This is a genomic window from Streptomyces sp. NBC_00464 (assembly GCF_036013915.1).
Classification (GTDB): domain Bacteria; phylum Actinomycetota; class Actinomycetes; order Streptomycetales; family Streptomycetaceae; genus Streptomyces.
In genome coordinates this window covers 6,251,242-6,268,011 of record NZ_CP107899.1, presented here as the reverse complement: position 1 = coordinate 6,268,011, position 16,770 = coordinate 6,251,242, and the positions used below count along the sequence as shown (strand labels likewise).

Annotated in this window: 16 protein-coding genes; 6 read left to right on the top strand and 10 right to left on the bottom strand. The window is 70.6% G+C overall.

All coding sequences use genetic code 11. The features are described from left to right. Positions 1 to 23: 23 nt before the first annotated feature. Positions 24 to 2,588, bottom strand: a complete 2,565-nt coding sequence (locus OG912_RS28210; protein ID WP_327711794.1) for an ABC transporter ATP-binding protein/permease — start codon at positions 2,586 to 2,588, stop codon at positions 24 to 26. 283 nt (positions 2,589 to 2,871) lie between these two features. On the opposite strand from OG912_RS28210, the gene serB reads away from it, so the two are divergent. After that, the gene (gene serB / locus OG912_RS28205; protein ID WP_326735423.1) at positions 2,872 to 4,128 is read left to right on the top strand and encodes a phosphoserine phosphatase SerB; all 1,257 of its coding nucleotides are present in this window, start codon (positions 2,872 to 2,874) and stop codon (positions 4,126 to 4,128) included. Positions 4,129 to 4,210: 82 nt separating this feature from the next. Here the strand turns inward: serB and OG912_RS28200 are convergent, their stop codons facing one another. The 4 genes from OG912_RS28200 to OG912_RS28185 form a co-directional block, all read right to left on the bottom strand. Then, entirely contained in the window at positions 4,211 to 4,729 is a 519-nt protein-coding gene (locus OG912_RS28200; RefSeq protein WP_327711793.1) for a SixA phosphatase family protein, read from the bottom strand. A 74-nt stretch (positions 4,730 to 4,803) separates the two neighbouring features. Then, positions 4,804 to 5,010 (bottom strand): hypothetical protein, encoded by a 207-nt coding sequence (locus OG912_RS28195; RefSeq protein WP_327711792.1) that lies wholly within the window; start codon positions 5,008 to 5,010, stop codon positions 4,804 to 4,806. Positions 5,011 to 5,158: 148 nt separating this feature from the next. Then, positions 5,159 to 5,269 (bottom strand): SGM_5486 family transporter-associated protein, encoded by a 111-nt coding sequence (locus OG912_RS28190; RefSeq protein WP_326740547.1) that lies wholly within the window; start codon positions 5,267 to 5,269, stop codon positions 5,159 to 5,161. 26 nt (positions 5,270 to 5,295) lie between these two features. Further along, on the bottom strand, positions 5,296 to 6,576 hold the full coding sequence (locus OG912_RS28185; RefSeq protein WP_327711791.1) for a CynX/NimT family MFS transporter: 1,281 nt from the start codon (positions 6,574 to 6,576) through the stop codon (positions 5,296 to 5,298). 125 nt (positions 6,577 to 6,701) lie between these two features. Between OG912_RS28185 and OG912_RS28180 the strand changes: the two genes are divergently transcribed. Then, positions 6,702 to 7,376, top strand: a complete 675-nt coding sequence (locus OG912_RS28180) for a FadR/GntR family transcriptional regulator (protein WP_327711790.1) — start codon at positions 6,702 to 6,704, stop codon at positions 7,374 to 7,376. 392 nt (positions 7,377 to 7,768) lie between these two features. Next, a complete protein-coding gene (locus tag OG912_RS28175; RefSeq protein ID WP_327711789.1) occupies positions 7,769 to 7,981 on the top strand; it encodes a hypothetical protein in 213 nt (70 codons plus the stop codon). A 20-nt stretch (positions 7,982 to 8,001) separates the two neighbouring features. Here OG912_RS28175 and OG912_RS28170 read toward each other — a convergent pair whose 3' ends face one another. From OG912_RS28170 to fabG, 4 genes are all read right to left on the bottom strand, one after another. Beyond that, positions 8,002 to 9,537 (bottom strand): hypothetical protein, encoded by a 1,536-nt coding sequence (locus tag OG912_RS28170; protein ID WP_327711788.1) that lies wholly within the window; start codon positions 9,535 to 9,537, stop codon positions 8,002 to 8,004. Between the two features lie 201 nt (positions 9,538 to 9,738). After that, positions 9,739 to 10,131 carry a hypothetical protein gene (locus tag OG912_RS28165; protein ID WP_327711787.1) on the bottom strand — a complete coding sequence of 131 codons (393 nt, stop codon included), beginning with the start codon at positions 10,129 to 10,131 and terminating at the stop codon, positions 9,739 to 9,741. Between the two features lie 161 nt (positions 10,132 to 10,292). Next, the gene (gene fabI / locus OG912_RS28160) at positions 10,293 to 11,060 is read right to left on the bottom strand and encodes an enoyl-ACP reductase FabI (protein WP_326735429.1); all 768 of its coding nucleotides are present in this window, start codon (positions 11,058 to 11,060) and stop codon (positions 10,293 to 10,295) included. Positions 11,061 to 11,065: 5 nt separating this feature from the next. After that, positions 11,066 to 11,785, bottom strand: coding sequence for a 3-oxoacyl-[acyl-carrier-protein] reductase (gene fabG, locus OG912_RS28155; protein WP_327711786.1), 720 nt, complete (start codon positions 11,783 to 11,785; stop codon positions 11,066 to 11,068). 269 nt (positions 11,786 to 12,054) lie between these two features. Here fabG and OG912_RS28150 point away from each other — a divergent pair, with 269 nt between their 5' ends. From OG912_RS28150 to tyrS, 3 genes are all read left to right on the top strand, one after another. Next, positions 12,055 to 13,578: a TldD/PmbA family protein gene (locus OG912_RS28150; RefSeq protein WP_327711785.1), complete on the top strand. Its 1,524-nt coding sequence runs from the start codon at positions 12,055 to 12,057 to the stop codon at positions 13,576 to 13,578. 82 nt (positions 13,579 to 13,660) lie between these two features. Then, positions 13,661 to 15,055: a metallopeptidase TldD-related protein gene (locus OG912_RS28145; RefSeq protein WP_327711784.1), complete on the top strand. Its 1,395-nt coding sequence runs from the start codon at positions 13,661 to 13,663 to the stop codon at positions 15,053 to 15,055. An 87-nt stretch (positions 15,056 to 15,142) separates the two neighbouring features. Then, positions 15,143 to 16,411, top strand: a complete 1,269-nt coding sequence (tyrS, locus tag OG912_RS28140) for a tyrosine--tRNA ligase (RefSeq protein ID WP_327711783.1) — start codon at positions 15,143 to 15,145, stop codon at positions 16,409 to 16,411. A gap of 71 nt (positions 16,412 to 16,482) precedes the next feature. Here tyrS and OG912_RS28135 read toward each other — a convergent pair whose 3' ends face one another. Further along, entirely contained in the window at positions 16,483 to 16,758 is a 276-nt protein-coding gene (locus tag OG912_RS28135) for a GlsB/YeaQ/YmgE family stress response membrane protein (protein ID WP_326735434.1), read from the bottom strand. Between the last annotated feature and the right edge of the window lie 12 nt (positions 16,759 to 16,770).

Sequence of the window (16,770 nt, the reverse complement as noted above, 5' to 3'; positions counted from 1 at the left end):
TGCGGTGCGCAGGGGCCGTCCTGCTACTTGCGCATGACCTCGGGCTCGTGGCGGCGCAGCAGCCGTGCGACCGCGAATCCGCAGATGATCCCGAGGATCAGCAGCACCGAGATGTTCATGCCCCACTGGCCGGCCGTGTGCTCCCACAGCGGGTCCAGGTCCGTGGGGTTCTTCTGGTCCCACGGCGGCATCAGGTGCGCGAGGTCGAGTGTGGACCCCGCGCCGGCGATGGCCCAGCGCGACGGCATCAGCCAGGCGAACTGCTCCAGGCCCGGCGATCCGTACACCTGGAAGAGGATGCCGGTGAAGACGACCTGGACGATCGCGAACATGACCAGCAGCGGCATGGTCTTCTCGGAGGTCTTCACCAGCGAGGAGATCACCAGGCCGAACATCATCGAGGTGAAGCCGAGCGCGATGATCGTCACGCAGAGCTCGATGGCCGGCGGCATGATCAGGCCCTCCGCGGGCAGATCGCGGGTGGCGAAGCCGATGCCGCAGATGATGACGCCCTGGATGGCCGTGATCACGCCGAGCACGATCACCTTGGACATCAGGTAGGCCGAGCGGGAGAGGCCGGTGGCCCGTTCCCGTTCGTAGATGACGCGTTCCTTGATCAGTTCTCGTACGGAGTTGGCCGCGGCGGAGAAGGTCATTCCGATCACCAGGATCAGCATGATCGTTCCGGCGTCGCCGTTGAACCGGGACGGCGGCTTCGGCGGGGCAAGGCCGAAGTCCGCCGGGATGACCACGCTGACGATGCCGAGCACCGCGGGCAGGATCACCATCAGACCCATGAAGCCCTTGTCGGACGCGATCACCGAGACGTAGCGGCGCATCAGCGTCCACAGCTGCGTCATCCAGCCCTGCGGCTTCGGCGGGCGCATCTGCTGGTGCGGCGGCATGTGCACGGGCTGCGCGGCGACGGCGTCGATGTCGGCTGCGTACATCTGGTAGTGCTGCGAACCGCGCCAGCGGCCCGCCCAGTCGTAGTCGCGGTAGTTCTCGAACGCCGAGAAGACGTCGGCCCAGGTGCTGTAGCCGAAGAAGTTGAGCGCTTCCTCCGGCGGACCGAAGTAGGCGACGGAACCGCCCGGGGCCATCACCAGGAGCTTGTCGCAGATGGCCAGCTCGGCGACCGAGTGCGTGACGACCAGGACGGTACGGCCGTCGTCGGCCAGGCCGCGCAGCAGCTGCATGACATCGCGGTCCATGCCCGGGTCGAGGCCGGAGGTCGGCTCGTCCAGGAAGATCAGCGAGGGCTTGGTCAGCAGCTCCAGGGCCACGGAGACGCGCTTGCGCTGACCGCCGGAGAGCGAGGTGACCTTCTTGTCCTTGTGGATGTCGAGCTTGAGCTCGGCGAGGACCTCGTGGATCCGGGCCTGGCGCTCCGCCTCCGTGGTGTCCGCGGGGAAGCGGAGCTTGGCGGCGTACTTGAGGGCCCGGGTGACGGTGAGTTCCTTGTGCAGGATGTCGTCCTGCGGGACCAGACCGATACGCTGGCGCAGCTCGGCGAACTGCTTGTACAGGTTCCGGTTGTCGTAGAGGACGTCACCCTGGTTGGCGGGCCGGTAGCCGGTGAGCGCCTTGAGCAGGGTGGACTTTCCGGAGCCGGACGGGCCGATGACGCCGATCAGCGACTTCTCCGGGACGCCGAACGAGACGTCCTTGAGGATCTGCTTGCCGCCGTCGACCGTCACGGTGAGGTGGCGGGCGGCGAAGGAGACCTCACCGGTGTCGACGAACTCCTCGAGCCGGTCGCCGACGAGCCGGAAGGTCGAGTGACCGACGCCGACGATGTCGTTCGGGCCGATGAGCGCGGAGCCGGACTTCGAGAGCGGCTGACCGTTGACGTACGTGCCGTTGTGGGACCCGAGGTCGCGGATCTCGAAACGGCCGTCGGGTGTCGCGTGGAACTCGGCGTGGTGGCGTGAGACCTGCAGGTCGGAGACGACCAGCTCGTTCTCCAGCGCACGGCCGATCCGCATCACCCGGCCGAGGGCCAGCTGGTGGAACGTGGTCGGGCTCCGGTCGCCGTACATCGGCGGCGCCCCCGCCGCGCCGCCGGGGCCGCCGCTGTGGGGCGCCGGCGCCATGCCCTGCTGCGGCACATGCGGCTGCTGCGGCTGGGCCTGAGGCGTCTGCTGCCAGGCCTGCTGCTGGGCGGGCGGCTGCTGACCGCCCGGTCCTCCCTGCTGCGGGGCCTGGTACGGCTGCTGCGGGGCCTGGTGCGGCGGCTGGGCGGGGGCCTGGGCACCCGCGGCGGCCTGCCCGCTGTACACATCGGCGCCGCTGAGGCTCAGCCGGGGCCCGTCGGTGGCGTTGCCCAGGTTCACGGTGGAACCGGGCCCGATCTCCATCTGGTGGATCCGCTGACCGTGCACGTACGTGCCGTTGGTGCTGCCGTGGTCCTCGATGAACCAACTGCGCCCGCTCCAGCTGATCGTGGCGTGCCGCCACGACACCCTGGCGTCGTCGATCGTCATGTCGCCCTGCGGATCACGTCCGAGGGTGTATGACCTGGACGGATCGAGCGTCCAGGTCCTGCCATTCAATTCCAGTACGAGTTCCGGCACTCCGCGCCCCACTAGTTGTCCCCCGAATTACCCCCGTTGCAGGGAGTCTAGGGATGCTGAACATCGTGGGGAACTATTCCAGGAGCAGTCCCCGATACGAAAGCCGGGCGGGAGGTTGACCGAACCGAGACCGCACCGTTGCGAACGACCCGGTCCGAACAGTTACCTACTGGCACACATGGCCATGCCGTACGGCAAGTGGTGACAATCATGGATATTACGGTCGCCAGGTCGTTGTCCGGCCCTCGGGACGGGCCGTCGGGGGCCTACCGCGGACCGATACGGTGGGAGCACCATGAGCGCATCTCAGCCCCCTCAGTCCTCCCTGTCTCCTGAGCCTCCTGAGTCACGTCGGGACGCAGACACGCCCACCCTTCTCGTGAAGATCTTCGGGAAGGACCGGCCCGGAATCACCGCCGGGCTGTTCGACACTCTCGCCGCCTACTCGGTCGAGGTCGTCGACATCGAGCAGGTCGTCACCCGTGGCCGCATCGTCCTGTGCGCGCTGGTCACCGCCCCGACCGCGGGCGGGACCACCGAGGGCGACCTGCGGGCCACCGTGCACAGCTGGGCGGAGTCCCTGAAGCTGCAGGCCGAGATCATCTCCGGCACGGGCGACAACCGCCCGCGCGGCGACGGCCGTTCGCATGTGACGGTGCTCGGGCACCCGCTCACCGCGGAGTCGACCGCCGCCATAGCGGCCAGGATCACCTCGACCGGCGGGAACATCGACCGGATCTTCCGGCTGGCGAAGTATCCCGTCACCGCCGTCGAGTTCGCGGTGTCCGGCACCGGGACCGAGACGCTGCGCACCGCGCTGGCCGTCGAGGCCGCCGGGATCGGCGTCGACGTGGCGGTCGTCTCGGCCGGGCTGAGCCGCCGGGCGCAGCGACTCGTCGTGATGGACGTCGACTCGACGCTCATCCAGGACGAGGTCATCGAGCTGTTCGCGGCCCATGCCGGCTGCGAGGCCGAGGTCGCCGCGGTGACCGAGCAGGCCATGCGCGGTGAGCTCGACTTCGAGCAGTCGCTGCATGCGCGGGTGGCGCTGCTGGCGGGACTGGACGTGTCGGTGGTGGAGAAGGTGCGCGCCGACGTACGGCTGACACCGGGTGCGCGCACCCTGATCCGTACGCTGAAGCGGCTCGGCTACCAAGTGGGCGTCGTCTCGGGCGGGTTCACACAGGTGACGGACGACCTCAAGGAGCGGCTCGGGCTCGACTTCGCCTCTGCCAACACCCTGGAGGTCGTCGACGGGAAGCTCACCGGCCGGGTGACAGGCGACATCGTCGACCGGGCGGGCAAGGCCCGGCTGCTGCGCCGCTTCGCCGCGGAGGCCGGGGTGCCGCTGGCGCAGACGGTGGCGATCGGTGACGGGGCGAACGACCTGGACATGCTGAACGCCGCCGGGCTCGGGGTCGCCTTCAACGCCAAGCCGGTGGTCCGCGAGGCCGCGCACACCGCGGTGAACGTGCCGTTCCTGGACACCGTGCTCTATCTGCTCGGCATCACCCGCGAGGAGGTCGAGGCCGCCGACGGCCTCGTCGAATAGGAAAGCGCGTCCGGCACGTACACAGGGCCCGGGTGCGCACGCCGTGGCGTGCGCACCCGGGCCCTGTCGTGAGCCGGGGCGGTCAGTCGTTCGGAGTCCAGTACTCGACGAGCTTGCCGACGCCGTGCTCCACACCCTTCCAGGTGCCGGGGATCTCGACCACGGCGAACGCGGCGGTCGGGAAGCCGCCGCGGGTCATCCGCGCCAGGGCGTCGCCATCGGCCGTGCCCGCCAGGGCGTCGGCGATGGCGTGCATGCCGGGGTTGTGGCCGATCACCAGCAGATCGCGGACGTCGTCGGGGGTCTCGTTGACCAGCGCGATCAGCTCGCCGAGCGAGGCCTCGTAGAGCCGCTCCTCGTACACGGTCCTGGGGCGCTCCGGCATCTCGTGCACGGCCAGCTTCCACGTCTCGCGCGTCCTGGCCGCGGTCGAGCAGAGGGCCAGATCGAAGACGATCCCGGAATCGACGAGTTTGCGGCCTGCCACGGGGGCGTCCTTGCGGCCGCGCTCCGCGAGCGGCCGCTCATGGTCGGAGTCCTGCGACCATTCCGCCTTTGCATGCCTGAGAAGGACGATCCTGCGAGGTGTATCGACGCTCATACACCTCAGCTTCGCATGAAATGTGCCACCTGGCGCAGGGTGTTGGAGGGCTCCCCCGCACGGGTCACCGGACGTCAGCGGGTCAGCAGCTCCATGATTCGCTCAAGCAACCGGCCGACCGCGGGATCGCCCGCGGCGGCTTGCGCCTGGCCCGGTCCGGCCATCAGCAGGAGGAGCGCGCCGAAGGCCACGGCGGGCAGCGCGACGGCCCACCACGGCAGCCGGACCTCGATGCCGGCGGCGTCCGGGCGAGTGGAGCTGGTGTGCGTACGGGCCGGCATGTCCGCCTCCGTGGGTGCTGGATTCCGATACCCAGAACCTACGGACCCCCGGACGCCGCTCCCATCCGGTGACCCACCCACTTCACCCTGACACTGGCCCCCTAGGGGATGGTGGGGCTGGCCCCACCATCGCGCCGGGAGCCGTGCGTCACGGGGAGGCGATGGAGGCGATGATGCCGACGACGACCGTGATCAGCAGCATCGTCCCGAAGACGAGGAGCAGCTTCTTCTGACCGTTCTGGGGATTCGGATCGAGCACAGGAGACATGGCCCCAGTCTCGCATCTCAGCATTCGTCCTCGATCGTCCGGTCCCGTCCTGCCAGGATTCCCGCCACCATCTGGGGCACCATCAGGGCCGCCATCAGCGCGATCGGCAGTCCCCAGCCGCCACTGTGCTGGTAGAGCACGCCCACCAGGAGCGGGCCGGGGATCGAGATGAGATAGCCGGTGGACTGGGCGAACGCGGACAGCCGGACCACTCCGGCGCCGCTGCGGGAGCGCATGCCGATCATGGTGAGGGCGAGCGGGAAGGCGCAGTTCGAGATGCCGAGGAGCAGTGCCCAGACCCAGGCCCCGCCGGACGGGGCGAAGTAGAGGCCCGCGTAGCCGATGAGGCCGCAGGCGCCGAGGACGACGACGATCGGTCCCTGGTTCTTCATCCGGGCGGCGACCCTCGGGATGACGAAGGCGAGCGGCACCCCCATGGCCATGATGAGGGCGAGCAGGACGCCCGCCGTGCCGGCCGAGACCCCGGCGTCCCGGAAGATCTGCGGCATCCACCCCATGGTGATGTAGGCGGCGGTGGCCTGGAGGCCGAAGAAGCAGGCGAGGGCCCAGGCGGTGCGGCTGCGGGTGATCCGGAGTGCGGGGGCCTCCGGCCGGTGGGCCGCGGGGTGTCCGGCGGACCCGCCGCGGTCCCGTACCAGCGGGATCCAGGGCAGGATCGCGACGGCGGCGAGGGCGGCCCAGATGCCCAGCCCGGCCTTCCAACTGCCGTCCATCGCGTCGGTCATGGGCACGGTCACGGCCGCGGCGAGTGAGGTGCCGAGGGCGAGGGCCATGGAGTAGAGACCGGTCATGGAGCCGACGCGGTCGGGGAACCAGCGCTTGACGATCACCGGCATCAGGACGTTGCTGACGGCGATGCCCATCAGGGCGAGCGCGCTCGCGGCGAGGAAGCCGGCCGTGCCGCCGACGAGGGGCCTGATGACCAGACCCGCCGTGATGGCGACCATGCCCGCGCAGACGACCGCGCCCGGCCCGAAGCGGCGGGCCAGGCGCGGCGCCATGACGCCGAAGACCGCGAAGCAGAGCGGGGGTACGGAGGTGAGCACCCCGGCGACGCTGCCGCTCATGTGCAGCCCGTCGCGTACCTCTTCGAGGAGGGCGCCGAGGCTGGTGATGGCGGGGCGGAGGTTGAGCGCGGCGAGGACGAGCCCGACAGCGACCAGGCGGAACACCCAGGGGGCGGGGCCGCCCTCCCGGGCGGGCACCTCGATCAGGGGGGCCGCTGGTGCGGCGGGGTCCAGAGTCCTGGTCCGGGGAGTGGTTTCGTCGTCACGCATGGGGCCATCATAGAATCATGGGATGATTACTTGTCCAATCCTCTGAGAAGATTCGGATACCTCCGCGAGACGGTGGGACACCCCACCGCCGCACCGCCCCGCCGCACACCCGAGCAAGGAGCACCATGGCGCTGACGTCCCCGCGGCGTTCGGCACTCGCCGACCAGGTGATTGCCCAGCTGAGGAACCAGATCACGTCGGGCGAGTGGCCCGTGGGGTCGCGCATCCCCACCGAGCCCGAGCTGGTCGAGCAGCTGGGGGTGGCCCGCAACACCGTCCGCGAGGCGGTGCGCGCGCTCGCACACAACGGACTGCTCGACATCCGCCAGGGTTCGGGCACCTACGTGGTGGCCGTCAGCGAGCTGGCCGGAGTGATGCACCGACGGTTCGCGTCCGCCGATCCGCGCCATGTGGCCGAGCTGCGCTCGACCCTGGAGTCGTCGGCGGCGCGTCTGGCCGCCGCCCGGCGCACCGACCGGGACCTCAAGCAGCTGGACGCCCTCATGCGGCGGCGCGAGGAGACGTGGGCGGCGGGAGACGCCGAGGCGTTCGTGGCGGCGGACGCGACGCTGCATCTCGCCGTGGTCGCCGCCTCGCACAACGAGGTGCTGACCGGCCTCTACGCCGACCTGGGCGATCTGCTGAAGGACTACCTGCGGGACGACATCGGCCATGAGCTGCGGCCGGAGAACCACATGGACCACGGCCGGCTGGTCGAGGCGATCAGGGCCGGCGACGCGGAGACGGCGGCGGCCGAGGCCGCGAGCCACGCACTGAGCTGCCTGGTGGAGCGGGCCTAGGGCGCGTTTTGAAAGTAGCGCCGTCCGCCCGAAGGGCGGGCCCGGCGGCGTCTGGTGCGTGCGATCGCAAGGCGCGGAAGTGGTCTCGTAGCGGAGCTACTAGGGCATTTCCGCAACGCCGCGAGCGTGCGTGCCAGACGCCGCCGGGCAGGCGGGACTTTCAAAACACGCCCTAGGGCATCCTTCCGCCAGTGGTCGGCGAGCGGCCCGGCGTACGCGCGCCGGGCCGGGTTCCCGCTCCGCTCCCCCGGGCGGGGAAACACCCCCGGGCGGGGAGGCGCCGCGGAAAACCTCCCCGCACGTCCTGCCTTCGCGCGTCAAGCCCCCTTAAGCTCAGGTTCGCTCGGCTCGTTCCGCCCTGTCCGGTCCGTCCGCCCGCTTCGGGAGGTCCTGTGCAGCCCCGTCGGATGTACTGCTTCACCTGCGATTCCGACGAACAACACCGTGCCCTCACCGCCGACGAGAAGGTGTGGCTCGGAGCCCTCACGGGCCGCCGGAGTGTCGAGGAGTTCTTCATGTGCGGCGCGCCTGGATGCCGCAATCTGCGCACCGGCTTCAACAAACGCCCGTTCGACCCGGTGATCCGCGTCCCCCTCCCCGACTGACAGTCCGGCCCCGGGCCGTCTCAGGAATCCGGCCGCCCCGGACCGGAGCGGTCCGGCGGTGGGAACAGATAGCCGATGTACGGTCCCGCGTCCCGGGTCTCCGCCAGGAAGACGGGCGGGCCCGAGGGGGCGTACGCCGGCCGGGGGCCGCCGCCGGCGACGAGAACAGCCGTCGGGACCCGTCGGGCGGCCTCCCTGAGACCTGCGGGGGTAATGCTTTTGTCGTGCCCGGCGGTCTGCCGTGAGGCGCAGCCCGCGTAGTAGGCGATCGGGACCGCCTGCGCGCCGCTGATCACGCAGGGCGGGCGGATTCCGTTGCGGTGGAGCGCGGCGGCCACGGCCTCGAAGTCCGCGCTGGTCGAATGACTGCTGGCTGACACCCGGCTCGTCACCTGGAGCTGCACGGCCAGGTGGGCGGCGAGGACGGCAGCGAGCGCGACGACGCGCCACTGCGCCGCGACGGTACGCCCCGACCGTCCGGCGGGACGGCGGGCCCAGGCGTACAGGCGCACCAGGCACTCCCCCACCGGCAGGGACAGCAGTGCGTAGGCGGGCAGCAGGAAGCGGGGTGCGGCGTACTCGATCAGGAAGAGGTACGGCACCGCCAGCGACACCGCCGTCCCGGTCGCCAGCAGGATGGCCGTGCCCCGGCCGGCCCGGCGCGCGACGACCGCGCCGCCGGTGGCCAGGAACGGCAGCAGGGCCCACCAGACCGTCGCCCCGGGCCGCTTCCACTGGATGGTGCAGGGGCGGCAGAGGGTGCGCCCCTCCAGCGCCTTGGCCTGGTCGTCCACCGCCAGGTTCCAGCCCAGACCGCCCTGGATCTCGCTGGCCCGGTGCAGCCGGGTGAGCGGCCCCCCGTAGTGCGCGAACGCCTCCACGATCCAGGGTGCGGCGCCCGCGAGCAGCCCGGCGGCCAGCGCGGCGAACATCCGGGGCCGCACCAACGTGACGAGCAGCAACGGCAGCGCGAGCCACGCCCCGTCGGCCGGCCTCATCAGGACCACGACGGCCACCGCCGCCCCCGCACCGACGAGCTCGGCCCGCCCCGCCCCGCGCAGCACGGCGCGTGCGACCCATCCGGTGGCCGCCAGGGCACCCAGCGCGCACCAGAGGTTCGGCATGGCCATGGGGCCGTAGAACAGGGTCGGCCAGAGCGTGGCGAACAGGGCTCCCGCACAGACCAGGACACGGCCGGGCAACAGGGTGCGCCAGACCCGGAAGGCGCCGACGAGCGCGCCGGCCGAGAGCAGGGCGAGGTAGATCCGCAGGACGGTCACGGACGGGGTGAGGGCGGCGACCGGAGCGACCAGGTAGGAGATGCCGCGGGCCCGGGGAGCACTGAAGAATGCGGCCGGGATGTCACCGCCGGCCTGGCTGACGTAGACGGTCTCGTCCCAGCCGAGGCCCGATTCCGGGATGACGAAGGCCAGTTGGACGGCGATGCAGACCACCGCGATCACTGCCAGGCAGGGCAGCAACCGCGGCGAAGACCTCGGGACCGGCTTGGCCGACTCGCGCATCCGGGGCGGGCTCGGTGCCCGCAACTCGTACATGTCCGCTCCTCGGCAGGGCAGTCGGGATGAGCCCCGACCGTGGCCAGCCTGCCCGATCATCGCGCGACAAGAGGACTGGCGCGCCGCACCGGCACGAGGCCTTGGCCCTGGGGCCTTGACCCAGCGTGCCTTGGCCCAGCGCGCCTTGGCCCAGCGTGCCCTGGCCCGCTTGCCCGTCCCGGACTCCTGGGCCTTGCGCGTCTAGGACGCCTTGGCTTTGTGCGTCTCGGCGGCGTGGGTGACCCACGCGGAGCCGACCTCTTTCCAGCAGCGGTCGTCCAGCCGAACGGTCCGCCCCGGGCCGATGTCGACCGGCTTGGAGTCGGCGTCGATGTCCCACCAGCGGGCGCACTCGGTGTGCAGCTGGACGCGGTCGGTGGAGGGGTACGGATTGTGGCAGTAGGCGACGACCCGGGAGCCCTTCACCGACGTACGGCATTCGGCGCCGGAGGGTTCGGGGTCCGCCGCGGGAGACCCTGCCGAGCCTGCGGCGCCGACGTGTCCCGCCGCGTACAGACCGGCGGGCACGAGCAGCCCGGCGACGACGGCGGAGGCGACCAGCAGGGATCGGGTTCGGTGACGTGTGCCGCGCACAGCGATCTCCTCCCCTCAGCCTGACCAGAAGTCCGGTTCCTCCACATTCTGCGGTGAATCGACCAGCTTTTCGACCTGAGCGCCGGGAGGCCGGGCGGGACAAGGAAAACGGCCGCGCACCGCCTCCGGGGAGGCGGTGCGCGGCCGGGGTGCGGGAGGGGTCAGGCACCCATCATGTGCACGCCACTGTCGACGTGGATGATCTCGCCCGTCGTCCGCGGGAAGAAGTCCGAGAGCAGCGCGACGATGCCGCGGCCGGCCGGCTCCGGGTCCTTCATGTCCCACGCCAGCGGCGCGCGGGTGTTCCACACGTCGGCGAGCTCGCCGAAGCCCGGGATGGACTTGGCGGCCATGGAGGCGAGCGGTCCGGCCGAGATCAGGTTGCAGCGGATGCCGTCCGGCCCCAGGTCACGGGCGAGATAACGGGAGGTGGCCTCCAGCGCCGCCTTCGCCGGGCCCATCCAGTCGTACTGCGGCCAGGCGAACTGCGCGTCGAAGGTGAGGCCGACGATCGAACCGCCCTCGCTCATCAGCGGCTTGCACGCCATGGCGAGCGACTTCAGCGAGAACGCCGAGACGTGCATCGCCGTGGCGACCGACTCGAAAGGGGTGTTGAGGAAGTTGCCGCCGAGCGCGTCCTGCGGCGCGAAGCCGATGGAGTGGACGACGCCGTCGAGCGAACCGAGCTCGTCCCGCACCAGGCCGGCGAGCCGGTCGAGGTGTTCGGTGTTGGTCACGTCCAGCTCGATGACCTTGGCCGGCTTGGGCAGCTTCTTGGCGATGCGCTCCGTCAGCGTGGGCCGCGGGAAGGCGGTCAGGATGACTTCAGCGCCCTGCTCCTGGGCCACCTTGGCAGCGTGGAACGCGATGGACGACTCCATCAGCACCCCGGTGATGAGGATGCGCTTGCCGTCGAGAATTCCGCTCATGGTGATCAGTGACCCATGCCCAATCCGCCGTCAACGGGGATGACGGCTCCAGTGATGTACGACGCGTCGTCGGAGGCGAGGAAGCGCACCGCGGCGGCGATCTCCTCAGGCTGCGCGTAGCGCGCGAGCGGCACCTGGGCGACGATGCCCTTGCGCTGCTCCTCGGTGAGCGCCTGCGTCATGTCGGTGTCGACGAAGCCGGGCGCGACGACGTTGAACGTGATGTTCCGCGAGCCGAGCTCGCGGGCCAGCGACCTGGCGAAGCCGACCAGACCGGCCTTCGACGCGGCGTAGTTGGCCTGCCCCGCCGAGCCGAGGAGGCCGACGACGGAGGAGATGAGGACGACGCGGCCCTTCTTGGCGCGCAGCATGCCGCGGTTGGCGCGCTTGACGACCCGGAAGGTGCCGGTGAGGTTGGTGTCGAGTACGGACGTGAAGTCGTCCTCGGACATCCGCATCAGCAACTGGTCTTTGGTGATACCGGCGTTGGCGACCAGCACCTCCACGTTGCCGTGCTTCTCCTCGATCTCCTTGTAGGCCTGCTCCACCTGTTCGGCGTCGGTGATGTCGCAACGGACCGCGAGAACGCCGGCCTCGGTGAGCGCCGCGGGCGGCTCGCCGGAACGGTAGGTGATGGCGACCTTGTCGCCGTTGTCGGCGAAAGCACGGGCGATGGCGAGGCCGATGCCCCGGTTTCCTCCGGTGACGAGAACCGAGCGGCTCAACGGATCACCCTTTCCTTAGCGGTCTGGTACATCGAAAACCTATCGGTACCGTGCCCTCCGCGAGGAATCGGCCCCTGACAGCGCCTTCCCCCGGTCACTGTGGGGTTCCTACAGAGACGCACCCGGCCCGGCAGGCCATGACAAGGCCGCGGGCCACCGGGCGACCCGCCCCCGCGCGGGGCCCGATATTCGGCCGCGACGCCGCTGCGGCCGTGCTTCACTGCCTCGTAAACGATCCGAGGGTATGTGACGCAGAGGAGAGGCCGCCCGTGCCCCATGAGGTAGATCAGTCGTTCCTGGCCCTCCCGCTACGGCCGCTCGCCGACGCGGCGCTCGCCCGCGCGCGGGCGCTCGGGGCCGCGCACGCCGACTTCCGCTTCGAGCGGGTGCGCAGCGCCACATGGCGGCTGCGGGACGCCCGGCCCGCCGGATCGTCGGACACCACCGACCTCGGATACGCGGTACGGGTCGTGCACGGCGGGGCCTGGGGGTTCGCCTCCGGGGTGGATCTGACGATGGACGCGGCGGCGAAGGTGGCCTCACAGGCCGTCGCCATGGCGAAGCTGTCGGCGAAGGTGATCGCGGCGGCGGGGTCCGACGAGCGCGTGGAGCTGGCCGACGAGCCGGTGCACGGGGAGCGGAGCTGGGTCTCGGCGTACGACGTCGACCCCTTCGACGTACCGGCCGAGGAGAAGGCGGGGCTGCTCGCCGAGTGGAGCGGCCGGCTGCTGGGGGCACAGGGCGTGGCGCATGTGGACGCCTCGCTGATGACCGTCCACGAGAACAAGTTCTACGCCGACACGGCGGGCACGGTCACCACGCAGCAGCGGGTACGGCTGCATCCGCAGTTCACCGCGGTCGCAGTGGACGCGACGACCGGTGAGTTCGACTCGATGCGCACGATCGCACCGCCTGCGGGACGCGGCTGGGAGTACCTGACGGGGACCGGCTGGGACTGGGACGCGGAGCTGGAGGGCATCCCCGGGCTGCTGGCGGAGAAGATGCGTGCCCCGAGCGTCGAGGCGGGGACGTACGACCTGGTCGTCGACCCGTCCAATCTCTGGCTGACCATCCACGAGTCGATCGGCCACGCCACCGAGCTGGACCGGGCGCTGGGGTACGAGGCGGCGTACGCCGGGACCTCGTTCGCCACGTTCGACCGGCTGGGGAAGCTTGCGTACGGCTCCCCGGTGATGAACGTGACGGGCGACCGCACCGCCGAACACGGGCTCGCGACGATCGGGTACGACGACGAGGGCGTCGAGGCGCAGTCCTGGGACCTGGTCAAGGACGGGACGCTGGTCGGCTACCAGCTGGACCGCCGGATCGCGAAGCTGACGGGCCTGGGCCGGTCCAACGGGTGTGCGTACGCGGACTCGCCGGGCCATGTCCCCGTACAGCGGATGGCGAACGTGTCGCTGGCGCCGGATCCCGGCGGACTGTCCACCGATGATCTGATCGGCGGGGTGGAGCGCGGGATCTACGTGGTCGGCGACCGGTCCTGGTCGATCGACATGCAGCGGTACAACTTCCAGTTCACCGGGCAGCGGTTCTTCCGGATCGAGAACGGCAGGCTGGCCGGGCAGCTGCGCGATGTCGCCTACCAGGCGACGACGACGGACTTCTGGGGCTCGATGGAGAAGGTCGGCGGCCCGCAGACATACGTGCTGGGCGGCGCCTTCAACTGCGGCAAGGCCCAGCCGGGCCAGGTCGCTGCCGTCTCGCACGGCTGCCCCTCCGCCCTCTTCCGAGGCGTGAACATCCTCAACACGACGCAGGAGGCCGGACGATGAGCGGCAACCACGGAACCGGCCGGGGGTCCGGGGGGCGCCCCCCGGGCAGGCACAGTCTCAACACGACGCAGGAGGCCGGGCGATGAGCCGCGTCAGCAAGCCGCACGAGATCGTCGAGCGCGCGCTCGAACTGTCCACCGCCGACGGCTGCGTGGTCATCGCCGACGAGGAGTCGTCGGCCAATCTGCGCTGGGCCGGCAACGCGCTCACCACGAACGGGGTGACCCGGGGCCGCACCCTGACCGTCATCGCCACGGTCGACGGGTCCGAGGGCGCCGCCTCCGGTGTCGTGTCCCGGTCCGCCGTCACCGCAGCCGATCTGGAGCCGCTGGTACGGGCCGCCGAGGCCGCCGCACGCGGGGCCGGGCCGGCCGAGGACGCCCAGCCGCTGGTCACCGGGGTGGCCGCCTCCCCCGACTTCACGGACGCGCCCGCGGAGACGAGCTCGGACGTCTTCGCGGCGTTCGCACCCGCGCTGGGCGACGCCTTCGCCCGGGCCCGTTCCGGCGGCCGTGAGCTGTACGGCTTCGCCAACCACGAGATGACCTCGACCTACCTGGGTACGTCGACGGGGCTGCGGCTGCGCCACGACCAGCCGAACGGCACGCTGGAGCTGAACGCCAAGTCGCCCGACCGGTCGCGGTCGGCGTGGGCGGGGCGCTCGACCCGTGACTTCAAGGACGTCGACCCGGCCGGGATGGATGCCGAGCTTGCGCAGCGGCTGGTCTGGGCGGAGCGCCGGATCGACCTGCCCGCCGGGCGGTACGAGACGCTGCTGCCGCCGACCGCCGTCGCCGACCTGCTGATCTACCAGCTGTGGTCGGCGACCGCGCGGGACGCCGTCGAGGGCCGGACGGTGTTCTCCAAGCCCGGCGGCGGGACGCGGCTCGGGGAGACCCTGTCCCCGTTGCCGCTGACCCTGCTCAGCGACCCGAACGCGCCGGGGCTCGAATCCGCGCCGTTCGTCATCGCGCACTCCTCCGGGGACGGCGGGTCCGTCTTCGACAACGGACTGCCGCTGGGCCGGACCGACTGGATCAAGGACGGCCGGCTCGACCGGCTGACGACGACCCGGCACACGGCCGGTCAGACCGGGCTCCCGATCGCCCCGGCGATCGACAACCTGCTGCTGGAGGGCGGCGGTGAGCGGTCCCTGGAGGAGATGGTCGCCGCGACGACCGGCCGCGCACTGCTGCTGACCTGCATGTGGTACATCCGGGAGGTCGACCCGGCGACGCTGCTGCTGACCGGGCTGACCCGCGACGGGGTCTATCTCGTGGAGGACGGCGAGGTGGTCGGCGAGGTGAACAACTTCCGCTTCAACGAGTCACCCGTGGACCTGCTGTCGCGGGCCACCGAGGCCGGCCGGACGGAGAAGACCCTGCCGCGTGAGTGGGGCGACTGGTTCACCCGGGCCGCGATGCCCGCGCTGCGCATCCCGGACTTCAACATGAGCTCGGTGAGCCCGGGCGTGTGACCCGCCTAGACTGACTGTTGCCTTTCGATCCACGTATCGACACACACCACGTATCGACACACATAGCTGCTGAGGAGACACGGAACCGTGACGGACATCGTCGACGAGCTGAAGTGGCGCGGGCTGTTCGCCCAGTCCACTGACGAGGACGCACTGCGCAAGGCTCTCGCGGACGGTCCGGTCACGTTCTATTGCGGCTACGACCCCACCGCGGCAAGTCTGCACGTCGGCCATCTGGTGCAGGTGCTCACCATGCGCAGGCTCCAGCAGGCCGGTCTGCGGCCGCTCGCCCTGGTGGGCGGGGCCACCGGCCAGATCGGTGACCCGCGGCCGACCGCCGAGCGCACGCTGAACGACCCGGAGACGATCGCCGCCTGGGTGGCGCGGCTGCGCTCCCAGATCGAGCCGTTCCTGTCCTTCGAGGGCGAGAACGCGGCGGTCATGGTGAACAACCTGGACTGGACCGCGGGCATGTCCGCGATCGAGTTCCTGCGGGACATCGGCAAGCACTTCCGGGTCAACAAGATGCTCACCAAGGAGTCCATCGCCCGGCGGCTGGAGTCCGACGAGGGCATCAGCTACACCGAGTTCAGCTACCAGCTGCTCCAGAGCATGGACTTCCTGGAGCTGTACCGGCGCCACGGCTGCACCCTCCAGCAGGGCGGCAGCGACCAGTGGGGCAACCTCACCGCGGGCCTCGACCTGATCCACCGCCTGGAGCCGGGCGCCGAGGTGCATGCGCTGGCGACCCCGCTGATGACGAAGGCGGACGGCACCAAGTTCGGCAAGTCCGAGAGCGGCGCCGTCTGGCTCGACCCGGAGATGACGACGCCGTACGCGTTCTACCAGTTCTGGCTGAACGTGGACGACCGGGACATCTCCCGCTACATGCGCATCCTCAGCTTCCAGAGCATCGACGAGCTGACGGAGCTGGAGAAGGTCACCGAGGAGCGGCCGCAGGCGAGGGCGGCGCAGCGCGCGCTGGCCGAGGAGCTGACGACGCTGGTGCACGGCGCGGACCAGTGTGCCGCGGTCATCGCCGCGTCGAAGGCGCTGTTCGGTCAGGGAGAGCTCGGCGAGCTGGACGAGGCGACGCTGGGTGCCGCCCTGTCCGAGGTCCCGCACGCGCAGGTCACCGAGCTCGTTCCGCTGGTCGACCTGCTGGTCGAGGTCGGTCTGGCGCCGAGCAAGTCGGGTGCCCGGCGCACGGTCAAGGAGGGCGGCGCCTACGTGAACAACGTGAAGGCCGTCGACGGTGAGGCGGCACCGGCCCGCGAGGAGCTGCTGCACGGGCGCTGGCTGGTGCTGCGCCGGGGCAAGAAGAACCTGGCGGCGATCGAGGTCGCGGCCGGCTGAAACCGCATACCGGACAGCGCGACGGCGGGGCACGCATGATGCGTGCCCCGCCGTCGTACTGTCCGGTGCGTTCAGGTCTTCTGCTTGGTGCCTCGGAGCGAGGCCCACAGCATGTCGCCGACACCGACCACCACCACGGCTCCGATCAGCTGGAGCACATGACGTGTCCAGTCGATGCCCTTGGTGTCGTTGACGCCGATCCAGGTGGCGACAGCATTGCCGAGGATGCTGCCGATGATGCCGAAAATGGTCGTCAGCCAGAGTGGGATCTCCTGCTTGCCCGGCAGGATCGCCTTCGCGATCAGACCGAGCACGAAGCCCACGATGATTGCCCACAACCAGCTCATGTCGCCTCCTCG